Source organism: Nisaea acidiphila, from assembly GCF_024662015.1.
Taxonomy (GTDB): domain Bacteria; phylum Pseudomonadota; class Alphaproteobacteria; order Thalassobaculales; family Thalassobaculaceae; genus Nisaea; species Nisaea acidiphila.
The window spans coordinates 1,036,825-1,062,734 of the sequence record NZ_CP102480.1 but is presented as its reverse complement, the minus strand read 5'-3'; the positions used below and the strand labels follow the sequence as shown (position 1 = coordinate 1,062,734).

Here is a 25,910-nt window from a genome sequence, read left to right as displayed (position 1 = left end):
TTGATTGCCGAAAGCAATTATCTGATCCACCATGTAGCCCTCAAGGGAGGTGTGCATGGTGGACCCGGAACATGACCCGGTCGATGCGGTCAGACATTTCACTCGCTTTTTCACCGGCAAGGTCGGCGTCCTGAAAGAGCGCCTGCTGGACAGCGCCTTCACCCCGCCCGAGGCGCGGGTGATCTTCGAGCTCGGTCATCAGGACGGCCTTACGGCGCGCGATCTGGCGGACATGCTGGCGCTCGATCCGGGCTATCTCAGCCGGCTGCTCGGCGGATTGAAGCGCCGGGGATTCGTGTCGCAGGCGGTCTCCGAAAGAGACCGGCGCCGTCAGATCCTGACCCTGACCGGTAGCGGCAGAGAGGCGGTCGAGACGCTTATCGTCCGCTCTCGGTCGGAAATCGGCGAGGTCTTGGCGCCGCTCGATGCGGAAAAGCAGCGCGAACTGGTCGACAATCTGAAGGCCGCGGAGCGCCTCCTAGCATGCGAGACCGCATCCGTCGTGCCGGTGATCCGGCCGCACAGGGCTGGAGATCTCTCCTGGATCCTGGCGCGGCAGGCTGCACTTTACGAAGGGGAGTATGGCTGGGACGGCGAATTCGAGCGTCTCCTTCTGAAGATCGGGAGCGATTTCGTCGAGCGCTACAATCCCGACGACGATTGTCTCTGGATCGCCGAGCATGACGGTCGGATCGCGGGGTCGGCCGCCGTCGTGCGGGACGGGCCGGAAACAGCACGGCTCCGGATCGTTTATGTCGAGCCTGCGGCGCGCGGATTCGGTCTTGGCCACAAGCTGGTCGGTGCCAGCATCGATTTCGCCCGCCGACAGGGGTACCGCGAGATGGTGCTCTCGACCTACAGCGTGCTTTCGACCGCACGACGGGTCTATCAGGCGGCCGGTTTCGAGCTGTGCCGCGAAGAGCCGGACGAGGTCTTCGGCCAATCGCTTGTCGAGCAGCACTGGCGGCGCGATCTGGCATAGCATTCGTGCCGCGATCGGCGCTTCCACGCTTCGGAAAACTGCTGGAAAATCAGACAGTCGGGGCGCCTTGTCGGTCCGTCATGTGATTTCTGCCGACGGGGCGACCGATGATCGAGTATGCACCACCCTTGCTGGCTCTCTTCGCGGCCTTCCTTTTCGCCGTCGGCGGGCAGTTCCAGAATCTCGGCGTGCAAACTCTCGACTCGCGCACCGGTGCGGCGGTCTCCATCACATTCTCCGCCTTGATGTACTGGGTAGCTGCGCCGGTTTTCATGGACTGGTCGGCCTGGCTGCATCCGGCCGTACTGATCTTCGCCGCGGTCGGGCTGTTCCGCCCGGCGCTGTCGGCCAATCTGTCTGTGATCGGTATCCGTTATCTCGGGCCGACGCTCGCTTCGACACTCGCCTCGACGTCGCCGCTCTGGGGGCTGGCGCTTGGCATCCTGCTGCTCGGCGAATTCCTGACATTGCAGACCGGCCTCGGCACGGTCGGGATTATCGCAGGCGTGCTGCTGCTGTCTCGGCGCGGCGCGACGGCCACGCACACCTGGCCCGTCTGGGCGCTGCTCTTCCCGCTCGGCGCGGCGATGCTCCGGGCGGCGGCGCATGTGCTCTCGAAGGTCGGCATGGAGTTCGTGCCGGACGCCTATTTCGCGACCCTGGTCGGCTTTTCCGTCTCGGCGGTGCTGGCGACCGGTGCGCGCTTCGTGAAGAAGTCGGACACGCCGTTCGTCTGGAATGCGCCCGGTCCGAGATGGTTCGCCTTCGCGGGCCTGACCTTCGGCTTCGCCGTCGTCTGTCTCAATCAGGCGCTGCTGATCGGCAAAGTCGTCACAGTGGTCCCGATCATCGCCGCCGCGCCGATTTTCAGCATGATCCTCAGTCTCGTCATCTTCCGTCGTGAGGTGCTGACCATGCGGATCGCGCTGGCGGTGCTTATCGTCTGCGGGTCGGTGGCGCTGATCGCGCTGAACCGCTAGACCGCGACCTCACCGCTCATCAGCAGACGTGATGTCCGGATCACGGTGGTGGAACGCACCGTGGGTGCGCCGTCGAGACTGACATCCGCGCCCACCGGCAGAATTCCGGATGGATTGGCGAGCCGGACATCGCCGTCCGGAGATTTCGTAAGTTCCGCCGGAACGGTGCCGGGAATGCTGCAAGCGACAGCTGCGCACATGGCGCCGGTCAGCGGCAGGACCCGATGCACGTTTTCCATCGAAAGCATGCGGACCGCGAGATCGGCAGATGCCGGATCGATCGGGTTTCCGGCCAGGTCTTCTGTCGGGCGAGGGGCGCCGACGATGGCTATCTTCGGCACGGCGGCCGGCGCCGTGTGCTCGTCCTCCGCCAAGCCCATCAGCACCGCGGCCTTGCGGCGAAGGTCTTCGAGGAGCGCCATCAGGGCGGTATCGCTTTCGAGGTCCTTGATGCTCTCGTTCCCGGTGCGGCCGACGGCGCCCGCATCGATGAAGATGCAGGGATTGCCGACATCGAGCAGGCTGGCTTCGAAAGTGCGGCCGACATCGGCTGCGATCTGATCCCTGAGGTTACCGGTCGGGAACAGCCGTCCTGTGCCTGCGCCTGCGGGATCGAGAAATTCGAGCCGGATCGGCGCGCCGGTTCCGGCGACGCCCGGAATGGCGAAGGAGCCCGTTTCGACGGCGCGGCCCTCCGCGACCTCAAGATGTGCGATCAGAACCTTGTTCGTATTCGTGTTGAAGATCCGGACCGAGCGGGTGCCGTCCTCAAGCCGGATCAGGCCGCGTTCGAGCGCGAAGGGAGCCACGGCGGAGGAAAGATTGCCGCAATTGGAGCTGTAGTCGACCAGCGCCTCGCCGACCGCGACCTGGGCGAAAGTGAAATCGAGATCCGCTTCCTCGCGCAGGCTGGCGGTGATCACGGCTGCTTTGGAAACTGAGGAGACGCCGCCACCTATTCCATTGAGTTGCCGGCCGTAGGGGTCGGGGCTTCCGATGACGGAGAGAAAGAGCGGATCCCATTCCGCACGCGCCGCCGGAAGATCGGTCTCGGTGAAGAAAACACCCTTGCTGGAGCCGCCGCGGAAGAAACAGGCTGGGATCCGGGCGCTTGTCATCTGCGTCTATCTCTCATTGGCGGGTAAAGCTGTCGTGGGCGGAAAGGATAGCGTCACCGTGGTGCCGTGGCCAAGTTCGCTTTCCACGCCGATGGTTCCGCCCATGGCTTCGGTCAGCCGCTTGGAGACGTGGAGGCCAATGCCGAGGCCGCCGGCGCTGACATTGCGCTTGGCTTCCGAGCGCACATAGAGCTCGAAGATGTTGGCGAGTACCGCCGGCGCGATGCCGGTGCCAGTGTCGACGACCTGCACCCGAACGCCGGTCGCATCCTTCCAGAGCGCGAGCGTGATGGTGCCGCCCGCATCGGTGAATTTCACTGCGTTGCTCAGCAGGTTCAGCAGCACCTGGCGCAGGCGCTGCTGGTCGACCGGATGGTGCACCTTCTCCTTGGGCAACAACAGGCGGATTTTGAGCTTCTCGGCGGCGGCCCGTGGTTCGATCACCGAGCGGCACTCGCGGAGAATTTCCTTCAGATCGCATCGCTCAAGCTTCAGGCGCAGGCTGTTGTCCTCGATGAGCGACAGGTCGATCAACTCGTTGATCAGGTCGAGCAGGTGGCGAGCGGAGACCCCGATGGTCTTCACGTAATCCGCATATTTCGCATGCGGCATCGGACCGAGCGTCTCGTGCTGGATCATCTCGGAAAAGCCGATGATGGCATTCAGCGGAGTGCGCAGCTCGTGGCTCATGGTGCCGAGGAACCGGCTTTTCGCGACATTGGCGGCGTCGGCCTCGTCGACCGCTTCGGTCAATGCCTTCTCGATCTCGACATGGCGCGAGCTGTCTCGCATCGAGGCGGTGAACATGGTGCCGACCTCTGTCGGCACGCGCATCATGGAGAGCTCAATCGGGATCAGCGTGCCCTGGCGCAGACGCGCAAAGACCTCACGGTGCAGGGTTGGCGAAGCCTCGGGCGGGCGTTTCAGGAGACTCTGGCGGATCGAGCTGTGGGCTGCCCGGTCGGCATCGGGGAACAGCATTTCGACCTGCTGGCCGATCAGATCAGAGGATTTGTATCCGAGAAGCTGGCCGAGCAGACGGTTGGCGCCGCGGATGATGCCCTCGGAATCGAAAACGACAAGCGCATCCGGCACCGCGTCGATCGGAATCGGCAGGTCATTATGGTTCAACCCTCCCGCGGTTGAACCGAACGGCGGCTCTGAGTCGTTCCCCAAGTTACCTTGGCCCCGGAGGCGCGAATAAGGCAATGTGGTCGTTCCCGGCTGATTTCTCTGAACAGATTCGGCCACGCTCATCCCCCCCTCCGGACAAGCGGCCGACGGCCATTCTTTGCCGCCACATCACAAGACTAAGTGCAAAACGGATCTCGATCCACTTTATTTAGTGGTGCCTTTAGCGAAATTGTACTCAATTTGGAGTGGTGGTTCCGGCAATAATCTCGCCTCAGAATGGCCGATCTCCCGCCAAGGTTACGCGGTTCATGGCCCGTCTGTATCCATGGTAGTCGTTGATCGGGTAATGCATCGCCGCTCGATTATCCCAGAAGGCGAGCGCACCCGGACTCCAGCGGAACCGGCAGGTGAATTCCGGTTGAATCTGATGCTGGAACAAGAAGTTCAGAAGCGGCGCGCTTTCCTCTTCGGTCATTCCGTCGAACCGGGTGGTGTGGGCGATATTGACGTAGAGCGATTTGCGCCCGGTTTCGGGATGGGTGCGGACAACCGGGTGGCACGCACTCAGTTCGTCCGGCGTTTGCCCGACCGGCGCGCGCTGTATCATGCCGCTTCGGGTCTGCTGGACCCGGTCCTTGCCGGAGACGTTGATCGCTTTGAGGTCCGAGAGTAATGCCTTCATGCCGTCCGACAGCGCTTCGAAGGCCAGATACTGGTTCGCGAACATGGTGTCCCCGCCGAAAGGGGGCAGTTCGACGGCGTACAGCATCGTGCCCATTGGAGGATGGTCCTTGTAGGAGGTGTCGGAATGCCAGACACCGCCGAAATTGACCTGATCCGTCTCGGTCTTGAGGATCTGCATGACCTCCGGGCAATCCTCCAGTCCCTTCACGAATGGATATTTCACGGGCTCGCCGAAATGTTGGGCGAAAGCGAGCTGGCGCTGCGGCGTCAGTTCCTGGGCCGGCAGGAATATCACCAGATGATCGAGCAAGGCCTGCCGAAGCGCGGCCACGCTTGCGCCGTCAAGATTCTGCGAGATGTCGAGTCCGTGAATTTCCGCGCCGAGCGCACCCGCCAGAGGGCGTATGTCGAGTTTCGACTCTGCTTTCCTCGATTGAGCCATCTTGTCCTCCCAGCCGCAATTGACATGCGTTACTGCAATTTAATCCCGTGCAGGCGTAAGCGCGCAAGTCAGTGGAGATGGCTATTCCACGGTAAGGTCCGGATCGGCCATCCGGCGGACGTCTTCCGCGCTGTGACCGTCTGCGCGCAGATCGCGGAGCGCCGCCGACTGGTAGCGCTTGGCGAGACGCTTTCCGGCATCGTCCCGGAGCAGGCCGTGATGGTGGTAGTCCGGCACCGGCAGTCCGAGCAGGGCCTGCAGTAGCCGGTGGATATGGGTCGAGTCGAACAGATCCTCGCCGCGCGTGACCAGCGTGACACCTTGCAGGGCATCGTCCACCGTGACCGAGAGGTGATAGCTGGTCGGAATGTCCCGGCGGGCGAGGACGACATCGCCGAATATCTGCGGCCGGGCGTCCTGTTTCCCTCTGGCGCGGTCGTGCCAGGTCAGCGCTCCGGCACGCTCCATGGCGCGGGCCATGCGCAGGCGGAGCGCGAAGGGCGCGCCTTCCTCCTCTCGCTTTAGCCGTTCCTTTTCCGGGAGCAGGAGATCGGTATCCTTCGGGGCCACTTCGGGTGCGCCATGGGGCGCGGACAGAGCTTCGTTGAGCTCGCGTCGGGAGAGGAAACAGCGGTAAAGCAGTCCCATCTCCTTCAGCCTGTCGAGCGCGGCTTGATAGTCGTCCAGATGCTCGGACTGGCGGCGCACCGGTTCGGGCCAGGTCAGACCCAGCCAGCGCAGAACCTCAAGATTGCGTGCCTCGAATTCGGGTCTGCACCGGGTGACGTCGATATCCTCGACCCGCAGCAGCATGGTGCCGCCCGCCCGCGCCGCCTCGGCCGCCGCAAACAGTGCGGAATAGGCGTGCCCCAGATGCAGGTCGCCGGTCGGCGAGGGAGCGAAGCGGGTGACGGTCCCGTGACCGGAGGTGGGGCGCGGCGGGAAAGGCAGGACGGGGCTCCAAACTTGGCGGGACGCTGTTCCTGCTATAGGTAGCGTAGTCTTTGCGGGAGCAAAACCTGTCTCCCGGCCGGTGTAAGGGAGACCGACATGACCGAACTCGATGGCCCGCGCATGGAAGCGGCTGGCGGCGGGCAGGCGACCGCACTCGTGGTGCTGCTGCATGGCCTCGGAGCCGACGGCAACGATCTGATCGGCCTTGCGCCGGTCTGGGCGCCGCATCTGCCGCATGTCGCCTTCTCCTCGCCCCATGCGCCGTTCCCCTGCGATATGGCGCCGTTCGGACGGCAATGGTTCAGCCTGCAGGTCCGGACCGAAGAGGTGATCCTGAAGGGCGTGCGGGAGGCGGCACCGATCCTTGAGACCTTCCTCGCGCAGGAACTGGAGCGTCACGGCCTCGGCTGGGACCGTCTCGCGCTGGTCGGCTTCTCCCAGGGCACGATGATGTCCCTTCATGTCGCGCCGCGCCTGAAGGAGCAGGTGGCCGGGGTCGTCGGATATTCGGGGGCTCTCGTCGGCGACGATCTGCTCGACGGCGAGCTCGCAAGCAAGCCGCCCGTCTCGCTGGTCCATGGCGAGGCGGACGAGGTCGTGCCGTTCGGCGCGATGCCCGCGGCGGAAGCCGCCCTCGCCGGTGCCGGTATCGAGGTCGAATCACTTGCGAGGCCCGGTCTCGGGCATGGGATCGACGAAGAGGGGCTACGCCGCGGACTTGCTTTTCTGCAGCGCGTCCTACCTCAATAACGGCGGAAACCAAGGCTGTTCGGCAGATGGCGCGGAGACCGGGAAATTCTCCGGTGACAAGTTATAAAAACCGTAACAATATATTGATATCTAGCCATTGCCGCTTGGGCGCAACACGTTGGAAACAGAGGTCGGCGAACCAATGGACATCGTAGTACCCCACAATATGTTGTGGCCGGTCGCGGTACTCCCACGCCGGCGCCCTAGTCGGTAAACGGTAGGCCTCGGGGAGAGACACGCGTGAACGCATTATCAGCCGCTCATCCCTCTCCGGCCCTCGTCCTGAACGCAGACTTCAGGCCTCTCAGCTACTTCCCGCTCTCCCTCTGGGCCTGGCAGGACGCCGTAAAGGCGGTGTTTCTCGAGCGGGTGAACATTCTCTCCGAATATGATCATGTGGTGCGCTCTCCGAGCTTCGAGATGAAGCTGCCGAGCGTGATCGCGCTGAAGGAGTTCGTGCCGCAGTCGCGGCGCCCGGCTTTCACGCGCTTCAACGTGTTCCTGCGCGACCGTTTCTGCTGCCAGTATTGCGGGGCGCGCTTCCCGACTCACGACTTGACCTTCGACCATGTCGTGCCGCGGTCGCGCGGTGGCCGGACGAGTTGGGAAAATGTCGTGACGGCCTGCGGCCATTGCAATCTCCGCAAAGGCGACAGGATGCCGACCCCGAAAGGTTTCATGCCCATCGTGAAGCCGGTTCAGCCTTCGACCTATCTATTGCAGGAAAACGGCCGGGCCTTCCCGCCGAACTATCTGCACGAAAGCTGGCGCGATTATCTCTACTGGGACAGCGAGCTGGAACAGGACGAGTTCGAGATCGCACCGGCGTTCTGAGAAAGATCGGATGCTTTATTCTTAAAGTATCTTGCGTCTCTTCTATTTTCCTAAAATCCGCTTGATCATTTTTCACGGTAGACGTTCCTTAAAGACCGCTTTTTTATTGTTATAATTATTGGTAAGGCACGGGCACTAAACGAATAATCCGCTCGATTTCGACGGGCGGACTCATCCAGACAGCTCCCTTTCCGCTGATTTCAGAGAGTGTACCGGCATGCGCTTCAATTATCTGATCGCCATCCTTGTTGGCGCGATACTCCTTGCCATCGTGGGCATCATAACGGTGAACTTCCGATCCCAGAGTGAAGCGCTGACACAAGCCAGAATCGATCAGGCCGCGAACATTACGGAAGGGGCTCTAACGATTCTCACGAAGGAGATGGAGGCCGGGAAGAGCTTCGACGAAGCGAAGGAAGTGATCCGGAATTTCCGCTTCAACGACGGAAACTACGCGTATCTGGTCGACGACAAGTTCTGCCTCGTCCTGTACCCGGTCAAGCCAAAGGACGAAGGCACCTGTTCGCCAAAATCCGACAGCCGCAACGGTCTCTGGAAGGCCGCAAAGCAAGGCGGGGGAGCCTACAAGTATTCGACACGATCCGGCAGGCCGAAGATTTCCTATGCGCGGCCGGTTCCGGGGCAGAATGTCTTCCTCGCCAGCGGAATCTATCTCGACGATCTCGATGAGCGTTTGAACGCCGAGCTGATCAAGCAGGTTCTTCTGGCCATTGCGATCTGCGCGGTCATCGGTGCGCTTCTATTTTACTTCATCTTACGTCTGCGCAGGGACATCGACGGAATCAATGGCGGCCTGAAGGCCGTAGCATCGGGTAACACCAAGTTCAAAGACCTGGCTGCGTCGTCGGTTCGCGAGATCGAGCAAATGCGCCAAGCGTTAATGGTCCTGCGGGAAAAGGTGGCCGAGGCAGACGCTTTGCGGGCTCAGCAGGAGGAGACCGAACGACGTAGCCGGGACGAGCAGCAGCGCGCCCGTGAAGCCATGGCGGATGAGTTCGAGCGCGACTTCGGCGGGGCAACCGAAACGGTGTCCGCGACGGCGCGGGACATGTCCAGCAACGCCCGTGACATGCAGGAGGTAGCCACGCGCACGACCGAGCAGGCCCAGAACGCCGCGCGTTTGACGAACAAGGCCTCCGAGTACGTCAATTCCGTTGCGACGGCGGCGGAGCAATTGACGTCCTCAATCGCCGAGATCAGCCGTCAGACGAATGAGGCGACAACGATTTCAGGCGATGCTGTCGGACGCGCGGAAGCGACCAACAAGATTGTCGGATCCCTTGAGGTATCCGCGAACGAAATCGGAGAAGTGGTCGCGCTGATCAGCGATATTGCGGAGCAGACCAATCTTCTCGCGCTCAACGCAACCATCGAAGCGGCCCGCGCGGGCGAGGCGGGCAAGGGGTTCGCCGTCGTCGCATCGGAAGTCAAAAATCTCGCGAGCCAGACCGCGAAGGCAACGGATGACATTCGCGAAAAGATCGGCAGCGTACAGTCCGAGACATCAAGCGCCGTGGAGGCGATCGCTCAGATCAAGCAGGTCATTTCGCAGATCAACGAAGTGGGAAGTTCGCTGGCCTCCGCCGTCGAGGAGCAAAGTGCCGCGACCCAGGAGATCGTGAAGAATGTTCAAGCTGCGGCCGATGGCGCCGCCAGCGTGGCGAGCGAGGTCGACAATCTCAATCAGTCGGCTTCGCAAACCGAAGGATATGCCGAGAAAGTCAACGAGCTCGCCGGCAAGCTCGGGGGCGTTGTGACAGAGATGCGGGACAAGGCGACTTCGTTCCTTGCCGGCATTCGTTCCTGACCGCCGATTGCCGGTGCGTGCACTTCAGGCGGGGCGGTCTTGGGCCGTCCCGTCTGCATTTCGGGTTAGACGCCGGAGAAATGAAGAAGCCAGCCGGCGATGGCGCCGAGCAACACAACGAACCACGGAGGCAATTTCCAGATCGCGAGGGCCAGATAGGCCAGTGCCACCAATGCGAAATCGACCGGCGCGGCGACTGCGCCCGTGAAGACGGGATCGTAGAGCGCTGCCAGGATAAGCCCGACAACCGCCGCATTGACGCCGCCGAGAGCGGACTGCGCCCGTCTGTTGGCGCGGAGCTTGGCCCAGAATGGCAAGGCCGCCGGAACCAGCAGGAAAGTCGAGCCGAATATAGCGACCAGCGCCGTTGCGGCGACGGCGATCTCACTACCCTCCGGCGCGGCGGCAGCGCCGAGGTAGGCGGCGAAGGTGAAGAGCGGTCCCGGGATCGCCTGCGCCATACCGTAGCCGGCGAGGAAAGTGTCCCTGTCTACCAGGCCTTGCGGCACGATTTCGGCTTCCAGCAGCGGCAGCACCACATGCCCGCCGCCGAAGACCAGCGCACCGACCCGGTAAAAGGTGTCGGCGATCCGAATGCCGAGATTGTCCGTGCCCGCCACGATCAGAGGCAGACCGACGAGCAGGAGGACGAAGAGTACGAGCAGGACCAGTGCGGTCCGGGGGCCGACGCGTGTCTCGTAGGCGGCGGGTGTTTCGCCCGCTTCGTCCTGTTTCAGTGCGAGGAGGCCGAAGATGCCTCCGGCGAGGATCACGAGGAGTTGGCCATAAGCCGGCGCTGCGACCAGCATGAACGCGGCGGCGAGGACGGCAAGCGTTGCACGCGGCGCATCCGGGCAAAGCGAGCGTCCCATCTGCAGTGCGGCCTGGGCGACGACGGCGACCGCGACCAGTTTCAGCCCGTGCAGCCAGCCGGCGCCTTCGGCGCCGCCGGCAATGTCGACCCCATAGGCGAATGCGGCCAGCAGAATCGCCGAGGGCAGAGTGAAGCCGGCCCAGGCCGCGAGAGCACCGAGCGGACCGCCCTGGGTCAGACCGATGGAGAAACCGACCTGGCTGCTGGCCGGGCCGGGCAGGAACTGGCAGAGCGCCACCAAGTCCGCATAGGCCCGGTCGTCGAGCCATTTGCGGCGGTTGACGAACTCCTCGCGGAAATAGCCGATATGCGCGACCGGCCCGCCGAAACTCGTGCAGCCGAGACGGAGGAAGACGAGCAGGATCTCGACCCAGGATCGGCGCTCCGTCGTCTCGCCCGCGCTCATCGTCGGCCCGGCAGGCTAAGCGCGATGGCGGTGAGGCCTGCACCTGCGGAGAGCAGGAAATTGTAACCGGCCATGGAGATGCCGAACATTTCCCAAGCGATATCGGTACAGCGGACGACAGGCTGCGCCATGAGCTGCTGTTTGAGTGCGTCCAGACTGTCCGGCGTGCCGGTCGCGCCGCATTCGGCGGTGCCCTCCCACCAGAGCTGTTCGACGCCGACATGGAAAAGGCCGATGCCGGCGCTGGTCAGCAGGGCGAGCCCGCCGAGGATCGTCAGCCAGCGGCTGGCGGCAGGATTTCTTGCGGACAGGATCAGCGCGAGGAGGCCGAGCAGGATCGCCGCAGCATGCGGCCATCTCTGGTAGAGACAGAGCACGCAGGGCGCCAGTCCGCCGAGATATTGGAAAGCGAAGGCGCCGCCAAGCATGGCGCTGGCAAAGGCCGAAACGGCTGCCGGTACCAGCCACGCCGGGCGCTTTTCGAGCAAGCTTGTCACGGACCCGATCGCCATGGCGGCATCCCCAGCGGTTGGACGAAGCGTCGGAACGGTTCTATCGGTCCGGTGGCGGAGGTCAAGTCCTCTAACTCGTCCTGCGGGCGCGCATCGCGGCTCGGAGGTAGCAGAGCAGCCCGGCGACGCTGGTGGCAACGACCGTCTGCAGCGCGAAATTGTAGCCGCCGACCTCCCAGAGCAGGGAGCCGAGGAATGGGGCGCCGGCGAAACAGGCGAGATAGGGCAGCGCCATGGCGCCGGAAATGGCGCCGAAATTCTCCTGCCCCATGATGTCCCGGGTGACGACAGGCCGCATGATGCTGGTAAGCCCGTACCCGCTGCCCTGCAGGAAGACGAAGGCGCCGAGCAGCCACAGCGAGGACCCGGCTGCGAGCAGAGCGCAGGCGACGGAGACCGCGAGGAAGCAATAGATCATGGCGCCGAAATTGGAGACATAGCGTTCCACCGACATCATCACCACGCGGCCGAGCACCTGCATCGGCCCGATCATCGAGGCGGCAGCGACCGCGACCCCGGCCTCGACACCGCGCTCCTTCAGGAGCGGAAGCAGGTGGTTGATGACGACACCGTGCGAGATCGCCATCAGGGCAAAGCCGGTCGCAAGGAGCCAGAAGGAGGAATTGGAGAGGAAGTGGGCGGGCTTTGCCGGGGCATCATTGTGCGAGTCCGGTTTTTTCTCGTCTGGCACATGTGTCAGACGCGCCGCCTCCAGCGCCCTTGCACCGTAGAGCATGAGCGGCAGACCGACGAGGCAGACCGTGAGACCGGAGACCTGTACTGCAAGCCGCCATCCGGAAAGCTCTACAAGAGCGTGGGCTGTCGGAAACGAGACCGTGCCGGCGAACCCGGCGACCAAAGTGATCAGGGTGATCCCGCGCTTGGCGGACACGCCGCGTGTCCGGGTCACCAGCATGAAGCAGGGCTCGTAGAGGCAAGCTGACATGGCGGCGCCGAGGCCGCACCAGACGAGAAAGAAGACCGGCAGGCTGTCAACCAGCGACAGGAGCGAGATCAGGATGCCGCCCGCCAGAACGCCCCCGGACAGAACCAGCACGCCGTGTCCCCGATCGATCAACCTGCCGATATAGGGCGAGCAGAGCGCGGAGACAGCGATCGAAGCCGAGAAGGCGCCGGTCAGCTCGGTCTTCGACCAGCCGAGATCCGCCTCCCAGTGCACAAGCAGGGCCGGAAAGATGTAATAGAGCCCGGCCCAGACGATTGTTTCGGCAATGGCGAGTGTGGCGATGGCCGGATCGACGCGCATCGGAGGGGTCTCAGGCCGCTCTGTCGAGTCCGCCGCGCAGGACCGGTTTCCGGTCCGGCCCATGATAGATGCCCCATTCCATACCGTCGGAGCCGAAGCTGCAGGCGAAGGTCGCCAGCGTATAGCTGTCGCTCGCCTCGCGTTCCGCGCGGCAGAGGATCGGATTGTCCTGAACCGTCCGGTCGAAGAGGATGGTCAGCGGGTCGCGCTCCCCCGCCGCAAGCATTGCATCCGCCCGTTCCTGGCGTTGGCGCGAGGATTCCGAGATCGTCTGCTCGACATGCGCGAGGCCGCCGCGAATCAAGTGATTGGCGTGGGCATGCGGCGCGGAGACTTCCTCGGCGACGAAACCGCTTGCCGGGGCCTCGACCGAGACCATTCGGCCGCTTCCGTCGGCCAGGTTGTGATGGAAACCGGAGGCCCGGTCCGTGCGCTTCAGCAGTTCCAGCGCCTCGTCAATCGTTTCGGCCGCGAGCACAGCGCGCGTGATCACGTGGCGCGGAACGCCGACCGTGAGGTCGTGCGGACGGATATTGTTGATGGTCTGCACAATGCCGGCCGCGTTCCAGCCGAACGCATGTCCGGGCAGCATGCCGGGATAGCAATAGGCATCGAATGCCGGGCTGATGTCCGGCTCGAAATGCGCGATGAAGCCCTGGCCCGCCAGTTCCGGCGCCCCGTCCTCGTTATGGGCGAGCCGGGCCGGGCGTCCGTCCGCTGCCGGCAGCATCAGGCTGGTGCAGGCATCCTCGTCGCTACGGACCAGATCGCGCAGGTCGCCACGGCAATTCCAGAGGAAAATCTTCTCGAACGGCTGTTCTGCTCCGTCGGCGATGCCTTCGATCTCGCGGACGAATTCGGGAAAACTGGTCCGGGCCGATACTTCAAGGCCTTTGAGCCTTTCGGAGCCGAGCCACTGCTCCAGCGCGCGGAACTGCGGCGTGGCGAAGGAAGCTTCCGCGATGGCCTGCCTGCCTTTTCGGCCAAGGGCCTGGCCGAGATCGTAGGGTGTGCCGCTGGCGATAATCTGGTCCATGGTGCGTATGTCTTCGTTGCCGTTTCTTCTTCAGGAAGCGGGCACAGGTGGCCCGCAAACGGCAACGTGAAGGCGGGTGAGAGCATGGAGCGTTGCCGCGAGCTTCTACCATACGCACATTCAAGGGCGAATCCAGCGCCGCCGCCGCGGCATCGGAAACGGAGCCATCGCCATGTCCCTCGGCTGTCGGATCGCTGCCTCGCTGATCGCCGTCACCGCTTTCGCCACGTCCGCCTTCGCCGCGCCGAAGGCCGAACTCTGGGGGCGCTGGGAGGCGCACGCCCCCGGGGGGGCGGTGACATTGACGCATTCTGCCTGGGACATGTTCCTGACGCGCTACGTGCGGGGCGGTACGGACGGAATCGCACGGGTGGACTATGGCGCCGTCACCGAGACAGATCGAGCCGCGCTGTATGATTATGTCACCTCCTTGGAGGCGATTCCGGTAACCAGTCTCTCCCGGAGCGAGCAGCTTCCCTACTGGGTCAATCTCTACAATGCGCTCACCGTGCGAGTGGTGCTTGAGCATTATCCGGTCGACTCGATCCGCGACATCGATATCTCTCCCGGCCTGTTCGCCGACGGGCCCTGGGGGAAGAAGCTGGCAACGGTGGAGGGCGAGGAGATCTCGCTCGACGATATCGAGCACCGGATCCTGCGCCCCGTCTGGCGCGATCCGCGCATCCATTATGCCGTCAACTGCGCCTCGCTTGGCTGCCCCAACCTGCAGCCGCGCGCGATGACGGCGGCAAATGCGGAGCGCTATCTGGAGCACGGGGCCAGTGCCTATATCAATCACCCGCGGGGCGCGCGGGTCGAGAGCGGCAAACTGATTGTTTCAAGCATCTACGACTGGTTCGACGAGGATTTCGGCGGTGATGACGCGGGCGTAATCGCGCATCTGAAACGCTATGCCACTGGCACGCTTGCGGACGCTCTGCGGAGCGTCGGCCGGATATCCGACGACGAATACGACTGGCGGCTGAACGACGTGGCGAAATAGAATCAGGTCCGCCAGCGCAGGAGCAGGCGTTCCGTCCGGCCGATGATCCAGGAAACCGTCAGCCCGATGGCGGAGAGGATGGCGACGCCGGCGATGAGCTGATCCATTGCCATCAGGCTGCCGGCGAGCAGGATATAGGCGCCGACGCCGAATTCCGCCCCGATCATCTCTGCGGCAACCAGCAGCACGATGGCGATGGCCGCCGAGATGCGGAAGCCTGGAAGGATCGCCGGGAGAGCGCCCGGCAGGATGATTTTGCGCACGATGGAGAACCAGGAGAGCCCGAAGGACTGGCCCATGCGGATCAGGCCGCGGTCCACGTTGTCCACCCCGCCATAGGTCGCGACCACGGTCGGGAAGAAGGTGCCGAATAGGATCGTCGCGACCTTCGAGCCTTCGCCAATACCGAACCAGATGATGAAGAGCGGCAGCAGCGCGATCTTCGGGATCGGGAAGATTGCGGCGACCATGGGCACAAGCCCCGCACGGGCGAGGGAGAAGAGTCCTATGGCGAACCCGACGGCGATGCCGAGAAGGGTGCCGGCCGTCCAGCCTATGACCAGGCGGGAAAGCGAGGCGCCGAGATGTTTCCAGAGCTGGCCGCTATTGTAGAGATCGAGGAAAGCCTGCGCGGCTTCGCTAGGTGCAGGCAGCACGAGCGGATGGATGATACCGGTCCGGCAGCCGGTCTCCCAGACGGCGATCACGACGACGAGGACGACAAACCCGACCCAGACGCGCGGCTTCGGGCTAAAGCCACCGCCGCGAAACGGAACGGGCTTGGGAGCGTTCGCCTCAGGCATCGACCAGCTCCATGTCGGCGGCCGCCGCTTCGTCGCGGATCAGCGACCAGAGCCGCTCGCGTGCTTCCGACAGTGCCGCGGCACGGCCCGGCCGCTCGGCGAGCGGCATGTCGATCTCGACCACGTCGCGGATCTTGCCGGGGCGCCGGGAGAGCACGACGATGCGGTGGCCGAGCCGGACGGCCTCCTCGAGATTGTGGGTGACATAGACCGCCGTAAAGGGCGTCTTCGACCAGAGGCCGACTAAATCGTCCATCAAGAGCTCACGGGTCTGGCTGTCGAGGGCGGAGAGCGGCTCGTCCATCAGCAGCACCGCCGGGCGGACGGCGAGGGCGCGGGCGATAGCGACGCGCTGCTTCATGCCTCCGGAGAGCTGGCGCGGCAGCGCTGTCTTGAAGTCGGAGAGTTTGGTGCGCGCCAGAACGTCGTCGATGATCGCATCGCGATCTGTCTTTCCAAGACCGTGATCCTCGAGCACCAGCGAGATATTGCCGGCGACGGTGCGCCAGGGAAGCAGGGCGAAATCCTGGAAGATGTAGGTCAGCGGATTGAGACTGTCCGCTGGCGCTCCCCCATGTTCCAGCACCGCTCCCTCGTCCGGGCGCTCGAGACCGCCGATCAGTCGGAGCAGGGTCGATTTCCCGCAGCCGGAGGGGCCGACGATACAGACGATTTCGCCTGCCGGGATCGAGAGTTCGATCCCGCTCAGCACGGGCATGCCGCCGTAATGGTGACTGATGCCGTCGAGGGTGAGGTGCATGGAAGTCCTGTTGGGTGCGTGGGGGCCCGGCAAGGCCGGGCCCGGACGCTCAGTATGTTTCGACGAACTGCGTGTCGACCAGGACGTCGATCGCGATGTCCTTGCCGACGAGGCCCTCCGCTTGGAACCAGGCGAGCTGCTTCTTCACGTTGGTGAGGTTCAGCTTCAGGTTCGGCTGCAGGCGCATCGCACCGTTCTTGATCGACGGGGCGGCCTTTTCGTAGGGGCGGCTGGTATAGACGTACTTGTGGATCAGCTTGGTCATCTCCTCGATGGCGGCGTTACCCTTCGTCTTGTCCACCATCACCGCGTTGAAGTCCTCTGCCCCCTTGGCGTAGGCGGCGACGAAGCGCTTCACCAGCTCCGGCCGCTCGGCGGCGTTCTTCGCCGAGGTGAAAGCGGTGGTTACCTGATAGTCGTCATAGTCGTTGATCCAGCCGATGATCTTTGCCGCGCCGCCTTTCGAAAGCGGCTTTGCGATGTGCGGCACGATGATCATGGCGTCGACCTGACCGGATTTCAGCGCGCCGATGATGGCACCGACTTTCTGCAGCGGCTTCATTGAGATTTCCGAAGCGGCAAAGCCTTCCTTCGCCGCGACTTGCGAGGCCATGTAGTGGAAGGAGGAACCGGTCTGGGTGATGCCGAGGCTGTGGCCCGCAAGCTTTGCCGGACTGGTCAGGCCAGCCTCGTAGGCCGCGGTTCCGGCGAGGATTGCGGAACCGTCGATGCCCTTCTCCTCCTGCAGCACGCCGCCGATCACCTTGACCGCGCCTTTGTCGGCGAGGTTGACGAGGCCGGCAGTGATCGAGGTCACGCCGAAATCGACGTCGCCGGAGGCGATCGCCACGGCCATCGGCTGGGCCGCCTGGAAGAACTTGAACTCGACCTCAAGGCCCTGCTCGGTGAAATAGCCTTTCTCGAAAGCGACGAAGCCGCCGGAATGGGAGGTAAAGCGGAGTGCGCCGACGGTGATCTTGTCCGCGGCGAGCGCCGGAGCGAAGGTGGCGGCGGTCAGTCCGATGGCGGCGAGGCCCGCCAAAATGGCGCGGCGCGTGAAGAGCTGCTTCATCCTTGTTCCTCCCGAAACTGTTCTGAGTGGCGGGTCCGTTGCCGCCGAAAGACAGAGGCTTTCTTAGTCGCTTCGCCCAGCCGAGGAAACCAATTTGCGCAATGCGGCCTCCCTGCGCAAAGATAGCTTCCAATAAACCAACCTCTGGAAACGCCTCCAAATGGACAGCTTCGATTATGTCATCGTCGGCGCCGGCTCGGCCGGTTGCGTGCTCGCGAACCGTCTGAGTGCCGACCCTTCCGTCACTGTCTGTCTGCTGGAGGCCGGGCCGCCGGATTATCATCCGATGATCCATATCCCCGCCGGCTTCATGAAAACCCTGGTCGATCCCTCGGTGAACTGGCTCTACCAGAGCGAGCCGAGCTATTGGACCGGCGGCCGCTCGATCGCAGCGCCGCGCGGCAAGACCTTGGGCGGGTCCAGCTCGATCAACGGGCATATCTACAATCGTGGTCAGAGGCTCGATTTCGACGGTTGGGCACAGCGCGGCAATCGCGGCTGGGGATATGCCGACGTGCTGCCGTATTTCAAGCGCACCGAGCGCCGGATCGGGGAGGGGGACGAGACCTTCCGCGGCCGAGACGGCAACATGGCGGTCACCGATATCGACTGGCAGCACCCGCTCTGCGACGCCTTCATCCGCGGCGCGGTCAGCCTCGGGATCCCGCACAACAAGGACTATAACGGACAGTCCCAGGAAGGCGTTTCCTACGCCCAGCGGACGATCCACGGCCGGCGCCGGATGAGTACGGCACGGGGGTATCTCCGTCCCGCGATGAAACGCAAAAATCTCACGGTGCGAACCAATGCGCATGCGACGCGGATTCTGCTCGACGGGAAGACCGCGACCGGCGTCCGCTATAGCGATGGTGGACGTCACGGCATTCCGACCGAGATACGTGCCCGCCGGGAAGTGATCCTCTCGGGCGGGGCGGTGAATTCGCCGCAGCTCCTCCAGCTCTCCGGCATCGGCGATCCGGAGCTGCTGCGCGGGCTGGGGATCGAAGTGCGCCATGCGTTGCCCGGGGTCGGGGAAAACCTCCGCGATCACTACGCGCCGCGCTTTACCGCCCGGGTGAAGAATTCGAGCAGCATCAACGAACTCGCGCGAGGGCCGCGGCTCTGGGGCGAGGTCTTCAAATACTTCACCGGGCAGAAGAGCATCCTCGGGCTGAGCCCGACGCTGGTCTACTGCTTCTGGCATTCGAACGAGGCGGCCCGGAACAGCGACCTCCAGTTCACCTTTACGCCGGCAAGCTATAAGGAAGGAGTGCAGTCGAAGCTCGACGACGAACCGGGCATGACCATCGCCTCCTGGCAGCAGCGTCCGGAGAGCGTCGGTTATATCCGGGCGCGCAGCGCCGACCCGTTCGAGGCGCCCGCGATCCAGCCAAACTATCTTGCCGACGAGACGGACCGCCAGGTCCTGCTCTCCGGCATGAAGCTCGCGCGCCGGCTGTTGCAGACCGAGCCGCTGCAGCCCTTCTTTGCCGGAGAAATCTATCCGGGCCCGGGCGTGCAGACGGACGACGAGTTGCTGGCCGCTGCCCGAGAGCGCGCGACGACGACGTTCCACCTGATGGGGACCTGCCGCATGGGACCCGACAGCGATACGACCGCCGTTGTCGACGACCAGTTGCGCGTGCGCGGGATCGAAAAGCTCCGGGTCGCGGATGCCTCCATCATGCCGACGATGCCGTCGGCAAACCTCAATGCTTCGACAATGATGATCGGCGAGAAGGCATCGGATCTGGTTCTTGGTCGTCCGGCCGCTGCCGCGGTCACGCTACATGATTGAGCGAATAGCGTTTGACGCAAGAACCGGGGGGCGATTTTCTCGGAATTCGGTCAAAATTTGTTAAACAAGAATTAATGTTTTTCTGTCTTGAATGTGTTTCGAGCGTTCCACGTTGTTGATCTGATACAACTTGTTTTAGTATTTGCAGGAATTAACCATGGTTCTGGATATTCACAGGGGCAACATGGGCTCGTCGAAATCGCGCAAGAACGTCTATGCCGGTCACCGGACGTCCATCATTCTGGAAGAAGATTTCTGGGATGCCCTCGAAGAATGCGCCCATGACCGCGAACTCTGCATCGACACGATCGTGACCGATGCGGAAAAGGCTTTCCCGGAAATGAGCCGTACTGCGGCGGTCCGTATGTTCCTGTTGGAGCACTTCCGCGCCAAGGCGGACGATCCGAACTCCGTTCACTGAACGGACCTTCCACAGACAGTTTCAGATGCCTGCCGGTCGAGTAGGCCTTAAGTAGTGGCGAGGCTTCTTTTCGGCTCGTTCGAATCACGCCTTACGAATTCGCTAGCTCCCGTCGTAATCCGTCAGGTCCGCTTTCTCTCCGGGCGCGAAATCGACATGGATATGGTTGCCGTCATAGTCATGGATATTGACTTGCTGGATGCCCATTTCCGGTAGCACGCCGCATCGATAGGCGACCTTTTCCTTTCTTAGATGGACGAGGAAATCACTGAGGCCTTCGGCCTGAATGGCGAAATGCTCAAGCTGCGCGTCAGGCCGGTAGGGCGCGGGATCCGAGGTCACGCCGACCAGATGCACCATCGCGGCGCCGTTGGCGTAGAGCCAGGCGCCCGGGAAGGGGAAGGGCGGGCGCTCGCCCGGATGCATGTCGAGCACGCGGCCGTACCAAGCGACCATCGCGTCGAGATTTTTCGTGCGGATATTCACGTGATCGAGGGTTTTGAGCGCCATGGGCTTTTCTTTCTGTTCACGTTATGTTTCGGTTTCTTCCCGTCTCCATTAAGCATAGTCCATGGTCGATCAACTTCCCAACCGCGACGCGCGCCGCCTCTTCCTTCACCTTCACGCCCTCGGCGACTCTCCCGGCCGGGCGTTCCGGCGCAAGGACGTGCCGGAGCTGATCCGGCGCATCGGCTTCGTGCAGGTCGACAGCATCCGCACGGTCGAGCGCGCGCATCACCACATCCTCTTTTCCAGAGCCAATGCCTACAAGCCGGACTGGCTGCACCATCACCTGGAGCGCGAACGCACCCTGTTCGAGAACTGGACCCATGACGCCTCGGTGATCCCGGTCGAGTTCTTTCCCTACTGGAAACCGAAATTCCGGCGGACCCGCGACCGGCTCCTGCGGTTCGACTGGTGGCGCGAGCGGCTGGGCGAGGATTACGAGGAGACCTGTGCCCGGATCCGCGCACATATCGAGGCGAACGGTCCCGTTCGCTCCCGCGATCTGACGGCGGATGAAAGCCATCACGACGGCAGCGACGAGAACAAGGCCTGGTGGGGCTGGAAACCGTCGAAATCGGCGCTGGAACATCTCTGGCGGACAGGCCAGCTCGCAATCTGTGCCCGCGAGGGTTTCCAGAAGGTCTACGATCTGGTCGAGAAGGTCGTGCCGCCGGAGCATTTCGAGGCGGAGGTGCATGACGAGGAATTCATCGACTGGGCCTGCCGCTCAGCGCTGGAGCGGCTCGGCTTCGCGACGCCGGGCGAGCTGGCGGCCTACTGGGACGCGATCACGCCCGGCGAGGCGAAGCAATGGGCGGAGCGGCAGGATCACGCGACCGCGATCCCGGTCGATATCGAGAACGCGGACGGCACCGCGCGCCGGCATCTGGCCCGACCCGACGCGCTCGACCTCGCAGCGAAGGTCCCGCCGCCGCCCGGACGCATCCGCTTCCTCAGTCCGTTCGACCCGGCGCTGCGCGACCGCAAGCGGCTGCAGCGGCTCTTCGGCTTCGATTACCGGATCGAGGTCTTCGTGCCCGAGGAAAAGCGGCAATATGGCTACTATGTCTTCCCGCTGCTTGAGGGCGACCGGGTTTCCGGCCGGATCGACATGAAGGCGGACCGGGCGGCAGGCGTGCTCCGGATCCGCAAGCTCTGGCTGGAGCCGCGGCTGTCGCTGACGCCTCAACGCAAGGCGCGGATCGAGGCGGAGCTGGTGCGCTGGCTCAAATATCTCGGTCTGGAGCGGGCCGAGGGCGACGGGTTTGAGGTGGCGCTCTAGAGTATCCCCTTCAATGGCCACACGAATGACCGTCTCACGATGATTTATCTTTCGCGCCACGGAGAAACCGTCTGGAATCGCGCCGGGCGACTCCAGGGTACTCTCGATTCACCGCTGACACTGAAAGGTATGCGGCAAGCCGAACGTATCGGGAAGTGTATCCTGAAGGAGCTCGACGGCCGGAAGGTCGCCCGCTTCGTGTCGAGCCCGCTCGGCCGCGCCCGGCAGACCGCGGCGATCATCGCGGATGTGCTTGATCTCGACGCACACGGGATCGACACGGATGAGAGACTTCGGGAGGCGAGTTTCGGGAGCTGGGGTGGGCTGCTTATGGACGAGGTGGTCCGGGCCCACGCCTCCTGCTGGGAGGCTCGTCTTGCTGATCGATGGACGGTTGCGCCGCCGGGAGGGGAAAGCTATCGCGATGTTGCGCAGCGGCTGCAGGATTTCATCGATGAGCACTCGGGCTTGGAAGGTGGAGGAGAGGTGACAATCCTGGTCGCGCATGGCCTTGCGAACCGGGTGCTTAGGGGGTTGATCCTTGGCGCGCCGCCCGAGGAATTCATGAGTTATGACGAGCCGCAAGACGGATTCTATGAGCTTGCGGAAGGCCGAGAGCGGTTTATCGAGGCCTGAGGGTCCGGGGCTCCGGTGGCGCTCCGCCGGCGGAGAACCGATCTCGCCGTGTCGATGAAGGCGCGCAGCTTCGGATTGTTCGCGGTGCGCTCGGGGTAATAGAGGAAGAGCCCGGTCTCCTCGACGGAGGCTTCCGGAAGCACCTCGACGAGACTGCCGCCGGCCAGCTCGTCCGCCAGCATGGGCTCGAACATGTAAATGATGCCGAGCCCTTCCAGCGCGAATTCCAGCGCGATCGACCAGTCGTTGACGATGATGCTGCCCGAACTCGGAACCCGGACTTCGCCGGTGCCGGATTCCAGCTCCCAGTCATAGATCCCGCCAGACGGCATCCGGTAGGACATGCAATCGTGGTTCGCCAGATCCTCAAGCGAGTTCGGAAGTCCGCGGCGTTCGATATAGGAAGGCGCTGCCGCCATGATGGTTCGGAAGGGCGGGGTCAGGCGGAAGGTTTTCATATCCTGGTCGATACTGCCGCCGAGCCGCACGCCGGCATCGAAGCCCCCGGCCACGATATCGACGAAGCGCTTGTCGGAATCGAGCTCGATCTTCAGATCGGGATAGCGCCGGAGCATTTCCTTCACCACGGGAGTGATCGCCATTGAGGTGAAGGGCTGGGCAACGGTGAGGCGCAGCAGGCCGGAGACGCTGCCCTGCGCCGATTTCAATCGTTCCAGCGCGTCATCCAGCCCGGAAATGGACGGCCCGGCTGTGTCGACCAGCAACTGGCCCCAGTCGGTCAGCGAGACGCTCCGCGTGGTGCGGGCGAAGAGCGGCAGGCCGAGCCGGTCCTCCACCATGCGGACGGAATGGCTGACCGCGGAGGCGCTCATTCCAAGCTCCTTAGCGGCGGCGGCGAACCCGCCGCGCCGCGCGACGGCGAGGATCACGGGGAGGTGGGGGAGAAGGTCTCGGCTCATTGCTGAGAAATATTGAATAATCCTTGCGGTTCAAGGGCGGGTGTCATTTCCGCGTGAGTCCCCATCTTTTTTCGCAACGGCGATGAGAGCGGCGCGGGGAAGCGCCGGACGGTCTCACGCACGTGTGGGAGAGCAGAAGATGATCACACTCAATCTGAACGGCACCGAGCATCAGCTCGACGCCGACGGCGATACGCCGTTGCTTTGGGCGATCCGCGACCATGCCGGTCTGACGGGCACCAAGTTCGGCTGCGGCATGGCGATGTGCGGCGCCTGCACGGTCCATGTCGACGGGGTTCCTGTCCGCTCCTGCCAGACGTACCTGGAGGATGTCGCCGGCGCCAAGGTGACCACCATCGAGGGCATCGACGGCAAGGTGGCTGAGACGGTGCAGACGGTCTGGGCCGATCTCGACGTGCCGCAATGCGGCTACTGCCAGTCCGGGCAGATCATGTCCGCGGCGGCGTTGCTCGCCGAGACGCCGAAGCCGACGGACGAGGATATCGACGCGGCGATGAGCGGCAATCTCTGCCGCTGCGCCACCTACCAACGCATCCGCGCCGCGATCCACGAAGCGGCCGACCGTCTGGAGGCCTGATCGATGCTGGTACAGAAACTCAATGCCATGGCCGCACGGGCGAAGACCGATCCGGTTTCCCGCCGCGGCTTCCTGCTCGGCGCTGCCGCTACGTCGGCGGGTGTCGCCATTGGCTTCCGGCCTCTGGCCGGGCTTGCGGCGACCGAACCCGCCAAGACGGGCGGCGACCTTGCGGCCTATATCGCGATCTCGGAAGACGACACCGTCACGATTTACTCCTCCCAGTTCGATATGGGGCAGGGCTCCTATCACGGGATCGCCACGCTCGTGCTGGAAGAGCTTGGCGCCGACTGGAGGCAGGTTCGCGTCGAGGGCGCGTCCGGCAATCTCGCCCACTATGGGAACATGGCCTGGGGCGGCGGTTTCCAGGGGTCCGGCGGGTCGACCTCCATGACCTCGTCCTGGGACCGCTACCGCAAGGCCGGTGCAGCGGGACGCATGATGCTGGCGGAAGCGGCGGCTCGGGAATGGGGCGTTCCCGCTTCGGAGATCGCGGTAGAGAAAGGCGTCGTCGCCCATGCCGGCTCCGGAAAGTCCTCCGGCTTCGGGGCCTTCGCCAAGGCGGCAGCCGGGGTCTCGATCCCGGACGACATCAAGCTGAAGGACCGCTCGGAATGGACCGAGATCGGCAATGAGGGAACCAAGCGCTACGACCGGGTCGGCAAGACCAGGGGTGCGCAGGATTTCACCATCGACGTGAAACTGCCCGGCATGCTGACGGCGGTGATGATCCATCCGCCGAAATTCGGTGCCAAGGTCGCGTCCTTCGACGCGGCCGATGCCAAGGCGGTGAAGGGGGTCAGCGATGTCGTCGCCATTCATCGCGGCGTCGCCGTTGTTGCCAAGGACATGTGGACCGCGCTGAAGGCGCGAGATCTCGTCACCGTCGAATGGGACGAGAGCGAAGCCGAGACGCGGGGCTCCGCCGAGATCATGGCGGCCTATAACGATCTCGCGGTCAAGGCGCCGATGGCCGTCGCCCGCAAGGACGGCGATCCCGAAGGTGCTATGGCTTCGGCCGCCAAGGTGATCGAGGCGAGCTACGAGTTCCCCTATCTCGCCCATGCCGCCATGGAACCCCTGAACGCGGTGGCCGCCATGAATGCGGACGGCGTGCTGGAGATCTGGGGCGGGCACCAGATGCCGGACTATTACCAGCAGATGGCCTCCAAGACCGCCGACATCCCGCCGGAAAATATCCGCATGCACGTCATGAAGACGGGCGGCGGGTTCGGCCGGCGGGCCACGCCGGACGCCGACGTGATCACCGAAGTGACGGCGATCGGCAAGGCGATCGGCTGGAAGGCGCCGGTGAAGCTGCAATGGACCCGCGAAAACGACATGCGGGGCGGCCGTTACCGCCCGGCCTATGTCCACAGGATGCGGGCAGGGCTCGATGCCGACGGCAAGCTGGTGGCGTGGGACAATCACATCGTCGGCCAGTCCATCGTCGCCAACACGCTCTTCTCCGGCCTGATCAAGGACGGTGTGGATGCGACGTCGGTGGAAGGCTCATCGACCTTGCCCTACGCCATTCCCAATCTCGGCGTCGGGCTTACAACGACGGAGTCCAAAGTGCCGGTGCTCTGGTGGCGCTCGGTCGGCTCCACCCACACGGCCTACGCGACCGAGGTTTTTCTCGACGAGGTGATCGCCGAGATCGGCGCCGATCAGGTGCAGTTCCGTCTCGACCTTCTGAAGGACCATCCACGCCACGCGGGGGTTCTGAAACTCGCGGCGGAGGAGGCCGGATGGGGCACGCCGCTCCCGGACGGGCACCACTGGGGCGTGGCCGTGCATGAGAGTTTCCACTCCTATGTCGCGGAGATTGCCGAAGTCTCGGTCGAAGACGGAGAGGTGATCGTGCACCGGGTGGTCGCGGCCGTGGATGTCGGCACGCCGATCAATCCGGACGTGATCAGGGCCCAGGTCGAGGGCGGCATCGGCTTCGGTCTGGGCTCCGTCCTGCAGGAGGAACTCACGCTGACCGACGGGGAGGTCGACCAGGGGAACTATGACGGCTATCTGCCGCTCCGTATCGACCGTATGCCGAAGGTCGAGGTGCATATCGTGCCGAGCACCGAACCGCCGACCGGGATCGGCGAGCCCGGTGTCCCGCCGATCGGCCCGGCCGTCGCCAACGCGGTGTTCCGCGCCAGCGGCAAGCGGGTTCGGACCCTGCCGTTCGAGAAGGGGTTCAAGTCGGCCTGATCGCCCGCGTCTGCCCACTCCGAACGCCGCCGCCTCTCTTTGGGGCGGCGGCTTTTTTTTCATTGTCATCCCCACGCAAGTGGGGACCCAGGGGGCAT

At 63.7% G+C, this 25,910-nt stretch carries 25 protein-coding genes; 12 read left to right on the top strand and 13 right to left on the bottom strand.

From position 1 onward, the window contains the following. The first annotated feature begins 55 nt into the window (after window positions 1-55). Together NUH88_RS04960 and NUH88_RS04955 are read left to right on the top strand one after the other, a co-directional pair. Complete coding sequence (locus NUH88_RS04960; RefSeq protein WP_257770314.1) at window positions 56-982, top strand: bifunctional helix-turn-helix transcriptional regulator/GNAT family N-acetyltransferase; 927 nt, start codon at window positions 56-58, stop codon at window positions 980-982. 107 nt (window positions 983-1,089) lie between these two features. Further along, window positions 1,090-1,962, top strand: a complete 873-nt coding sequence (locus tag NUH88_RS04955; RefSeq protein WP_257770313.1) for an EamA family transporter — start codon at window positions 1,090-1,092, stop codon at window positions 1,960-1,962. Here the strand turns inward: NUH88_RS04955 and NUH88_RS04950 are convergent. The 4 genes from NUH88_RS04950 to gluQRS all read right to left on the bottom strand — a co-directional run bounded on the left by NUH88_RS04950 (window position 1,959) and on the right by gluQRS (window position 6,213). Then, window positions 1,959-3,080, bottom strand: a complete 1,122-nt coding sequence (locus NUH88_RS04950; protein WP_257770312.1) for a 2-methylaconitate cis-trans isomerase PrpF family protein — start codon at window positions 3,078-3,080, stop codon at window positions 1,959-1,961. The two genes, NUH88_RS04955 and NUH88_RS04950, sit on opposite strands and share 4 nt — an antisense overlap. A gap of 6 nt (window positions 3,081-3,086) precedes the next feature. Further along, on the bottom strand, window positions 3,087-4,211 hold the full coding sequence (locus tag NUH88_RS04945; protein WP_257770311.1) for a PAS domain-containing sensor histidine kinase: 1,125 nt from the start codon (window positions 4,209-4,211) through the stop codon (window positions 3,087-3,089). A 274-nt stretch (window positions 4,212-4,485) separates the two neighbouring features. Further along, on the bottom strand, window positions 4,486-5,340 hold the full coding sequence (locus NUH88_RS04940) for a TauD/TfdA dioxygenase family protein (protein ID WP_257770310.1): 855 nt from the start codon (window positions 5,338-5,340) through the stop codon (window positions 4,486-4,488). An 81-nt stretch (window positions 5,341-5,421) separates the two neighbouring features. Next, window positions 5,422-6,213, bottom strand: a complete 792-nt coding sequence (gene gluQRS / locus NUH88_RS04935) for a tRNA glutamyl-Q(34) synthetase GluQRS (protein ID WP_372743561.1) — start codon at window positions 6,211-6,213, stop codon at window positions 5,422-5,424. A gap of 177 nt (window positions 6,214-6,390) precedes the next feature. Here gluQRS and NUH88_RS04930 point away from each other — a divergent pair, with 177 nt between their 5' ends. The 3 genes from NUH88_RS04930 (at window position 6,391) to NUH88_RS04920 (ending at window position 9,706) form a co-directional block, all read left to right on the top strand. Next, window positions 6,391-7,044 (top strand): alpha/beta hydrolase, encoded by a 654-nt coding sequence (locus NUH88_RS04930; RefSeq protein ID WP_257770309.1) that lies wholly within the window; start codon window positions 6,391-6,393, stop codon window positions 7,042-7,044. 240 nt (window positions 7,045-7,284) lie between these two features. After that, on the top strand, window positions 7,285-7,878 hold the full coding sequence (locus NUH88_RS04925) for an HNH endonuclease (protein WP_257770308.1): 594 nt from the start codon (window positions 7,285-7,287) through the stop codon (window positions 7,876-7,878). Window positions 7,879-8,095: 217 nt separating this feature from the next. Continuing rightward, entirely contained in the window at window positions 8,096-9,706 is a 1,611-nt protein-coding gene (locus tag NUH88_RS04920; RefSeq protein ID WP_257770307.1) for a methyl-accepting chemotaxis protein, read from the top strand. Between the two features lie 65 nt (window positions 9,707-9,771). Here NUH88_RS04920 and chrA read toward each other — a convergent pair whose 3' ends face one another. The 4 genes from chrA to NUH88_RS04900 form a co-directional block, all read right to left on the bottom strand. After that, window positions 9,772-10,986, bottom strand: coding sequence for a chromate efflux transporter (gene chrA / locus NUH88_RS04915; RefSeq protein ID WP_257770306.1), 1,215 nt, complete (start codon window positions 10,984-10,986; stop codon window positions 9,772-9,774). Further along, on the bottom strand, window positions 10,983-11,498 hold the full coding sequence (locus tag NUH88_RS04910; RefSeq protein ID WP_257770305.1) for a disulfide bond formation protein B: 516 nt from the start codon (window positions 11,496-11,498) through the stop codon (window positions 10,983-10,985). Before NUH88_RS04910 ends, chrA begins: the two co-directional genes overlap by 4 nt. A gap of 70 nt (window positions 11,499-11,568) precedes the next feature. Further along, window positions 11,569-12,765 carry an MFS transporter gene (locus NUH88_RS04905; RefSeq protein WP_257770304.1) on the bottom strand — a complete coding sequence of 399 codons (1,197 nt, stop codon included), beginning with the start codon at window positions 12,763-12,765 and terminating at the stop codon, window positions 11,569-11,571. Between the two features lie 10 nt (window positions 12,766-12,775). Next, window positions 12,776-13,801, bottom strand: a complete 1,026-nt coding sequence (locus NUH88_RS04900) for a C45 family autoproteolytic acyltransferase/hydrolase (RefSeq protein WP_257770303.1) — start codon at window positions 13,799-13,801, stop codon at window positions 12,776-12,778. Between the two features lie 172 nt (window positions 13,802-13,973). On the opposite strand from NUH88_RS04900, the gene NUH88_RS04895 reads away from it, so the two are divergent. Further along, entirely contained in the window at window positions 13,974-14,804 is an 831-nt protein-coding gene (locus tag NUH88_RS04895; RefSeq protein ID WP_257770302.1) for a DUF547 domain-containing protein, read from the top strand. A 2-nt stretch (window positions 14,805-14,806) separates the two neighbouring features. Here NUH88_RS04895 and NUH88_RS04890 read toward each other — a convergent pair whose 3' ends face one another. The 3 genes from NUH88_RS04890 to NUH88_RS04880 are packed head-to-tail and all read right to left on the bottom strand — an operon-like array spanning window position 14,807 to window position 17,439. Next, the gene (locus NUH88_RS04890) at window positions 14,807-15,607 is read right to left on the bottom strand and encodes an ABC transporter permease (protein WP_257770301.1); all 801 of its coding nucleotides are present in this window, start codon (window positions 15,605-15,607) and stop codon (window positions 14,807-14,809) included. Next, on the bottom strand, window positions 15,600-16,367 hold the full coding sequence (locus tag NUH88_RS04885) for an ABC transporter ATP-binding protein (RefSeq protein ID WP_257770300.1): 768 nt from the start codon (window positions 16,365-16,367) through the stop codon (window positions 15,600-15,602). Before NUH88_RS04885 ends, NUH88_RS04890 begins: the two co-directional genes overlap by 8 nt. Window positions 16,368-16,416: 49 nt before the next feature. Continuing rightward, a complete protein-coding gene (locus NUH88_RS04880; protein ID WP_257770299.1) occupies window positions 16,417-17,439 on the bottom strand; it encodes an ABC transporter substrate-binding protein in 1,023 nt (340 codons plus the stop codon). Between the two features lie 160 nt (window positions 17,440-17,599). On the opposite strand from NUH88_RS04880, the gene NUH88_RS04875 reads away from it, so the two are divergent. Then, on the top strand, window positions 17,600-19,237 hold the full coding sequence (locus NUH88_RS04875) for a GMC family oxidoreductase (protein WP_257770298.1): 1,638 nt from the start codon (window positions 17,600-17,602) through the stop codon (window positions 19,235-19,237). A 157-nt stretch (window positions 19,238-19,394) separates the two neighbouring features. After that, complete coding sequence (locus NUH88_RS04870; RefSeq protein WP_257770297.1) at window positions 19,395-19,658, top strand: ribbon-helix-helix domain-containing protein; 264 nt, start codon at window positions 19,395-19,397, stop codon at window positions 19,656-19,658. Window positions 19,659-19,760: 102 nt separating this feature from the next. On the opposite strand, the gene NUH88_RS04865 is transcribed toward NUH88_RS04870, so the two are convergent. Continuing rightward, a complete protein-coding gene (locus NUH88_RS04865) occupies window positions 19,761-20,168 on the bottom strand; it encodes a VOC family protein (RefSeq protein ID WP_257770296.1) in 408 nt (135 codons plus the stop codon). Between the two features lie 61 nt (window positions 20,169-20,229). Between NUH88_RS04865 and NUH88_RS04860 the strand changes: the two genes are divergently transcribed. Together NUH88_RS04860 and NUH88_RS04855 are read left to right on the top strand one after the other, a co-directional pair. Beyond that, window positions 20,230-21,447 (top strand): winged helix-turn-helix domain-containing protein, encoded by a 1,218-nt coding sequence (locus NUH88_RS04860; RefSeq protein ID WP_257770295.1) that lies wholly within the window; start codon window positions 20,230-20,232, stop codon window positions 21,445-21,447. 39 nt (window positions 21,448-21,486) lie between these two features. Next, window positions 21,487-22,083, top strand: a complete 597-nt coding sequence (locus tag NUH88_RS04855; RefSeq protein ID WP_257770293.1) for a histidine phosphatase family protein — start codon at window positions 21,487-21,489, stop codon at window positions 22,081-22,083. Here NUH88_RS04855 and NUH88_RS04850 read toward each other — a convergent pair. Next, a complete protein-coding gene (locus NUH88_RS04850) occupies window positions 22,041-23,003 on the bottom strand; it encodes a LysR substrate-binding domain-containing protein (RefSeq protein ID WP_257770292.1) in 963 nt (320 codons plus the stop codon). The two genes, NUH88_RS04855 and NUH88_RS04850, sit on opposite strands and share 43 nt — an antisense overlap. A 139-nt stretch (window positions 23,004-23,142) precedes the next feature. Here NUH88_RS04850 and NUH88_RS04845 point away from each other — a divergent pair, with 139 nt between their 5' ends. Next, on the top strand, window positions 23,143-23,601 hold the full coding sequence (locus NUH88_RS04845; protein ID WP_257770291.1) for a (2Fe-2S)-binding protein: 459 nt from the start codon (window positions 23,143-23,145) through the stop codon (window positions 23,599-23,601). 3 nt (window positions 23,602-23,604) lie between these two features. Next, window positions 23,605-25,812: a xanthine dehydrogenase family protein molybdopterin-binding subunit gene (locus NUH88_RS04840; RefSeq protein WP_257770290.1), complete on the top strand. Its 2,208-nt coding sequence runs from the start codon at window positions 23,605-23,607 to the stop codon at window positions 25,810-25,812. Window positions 25,813-25,910 lie beyond the last annotated feature (98 nt).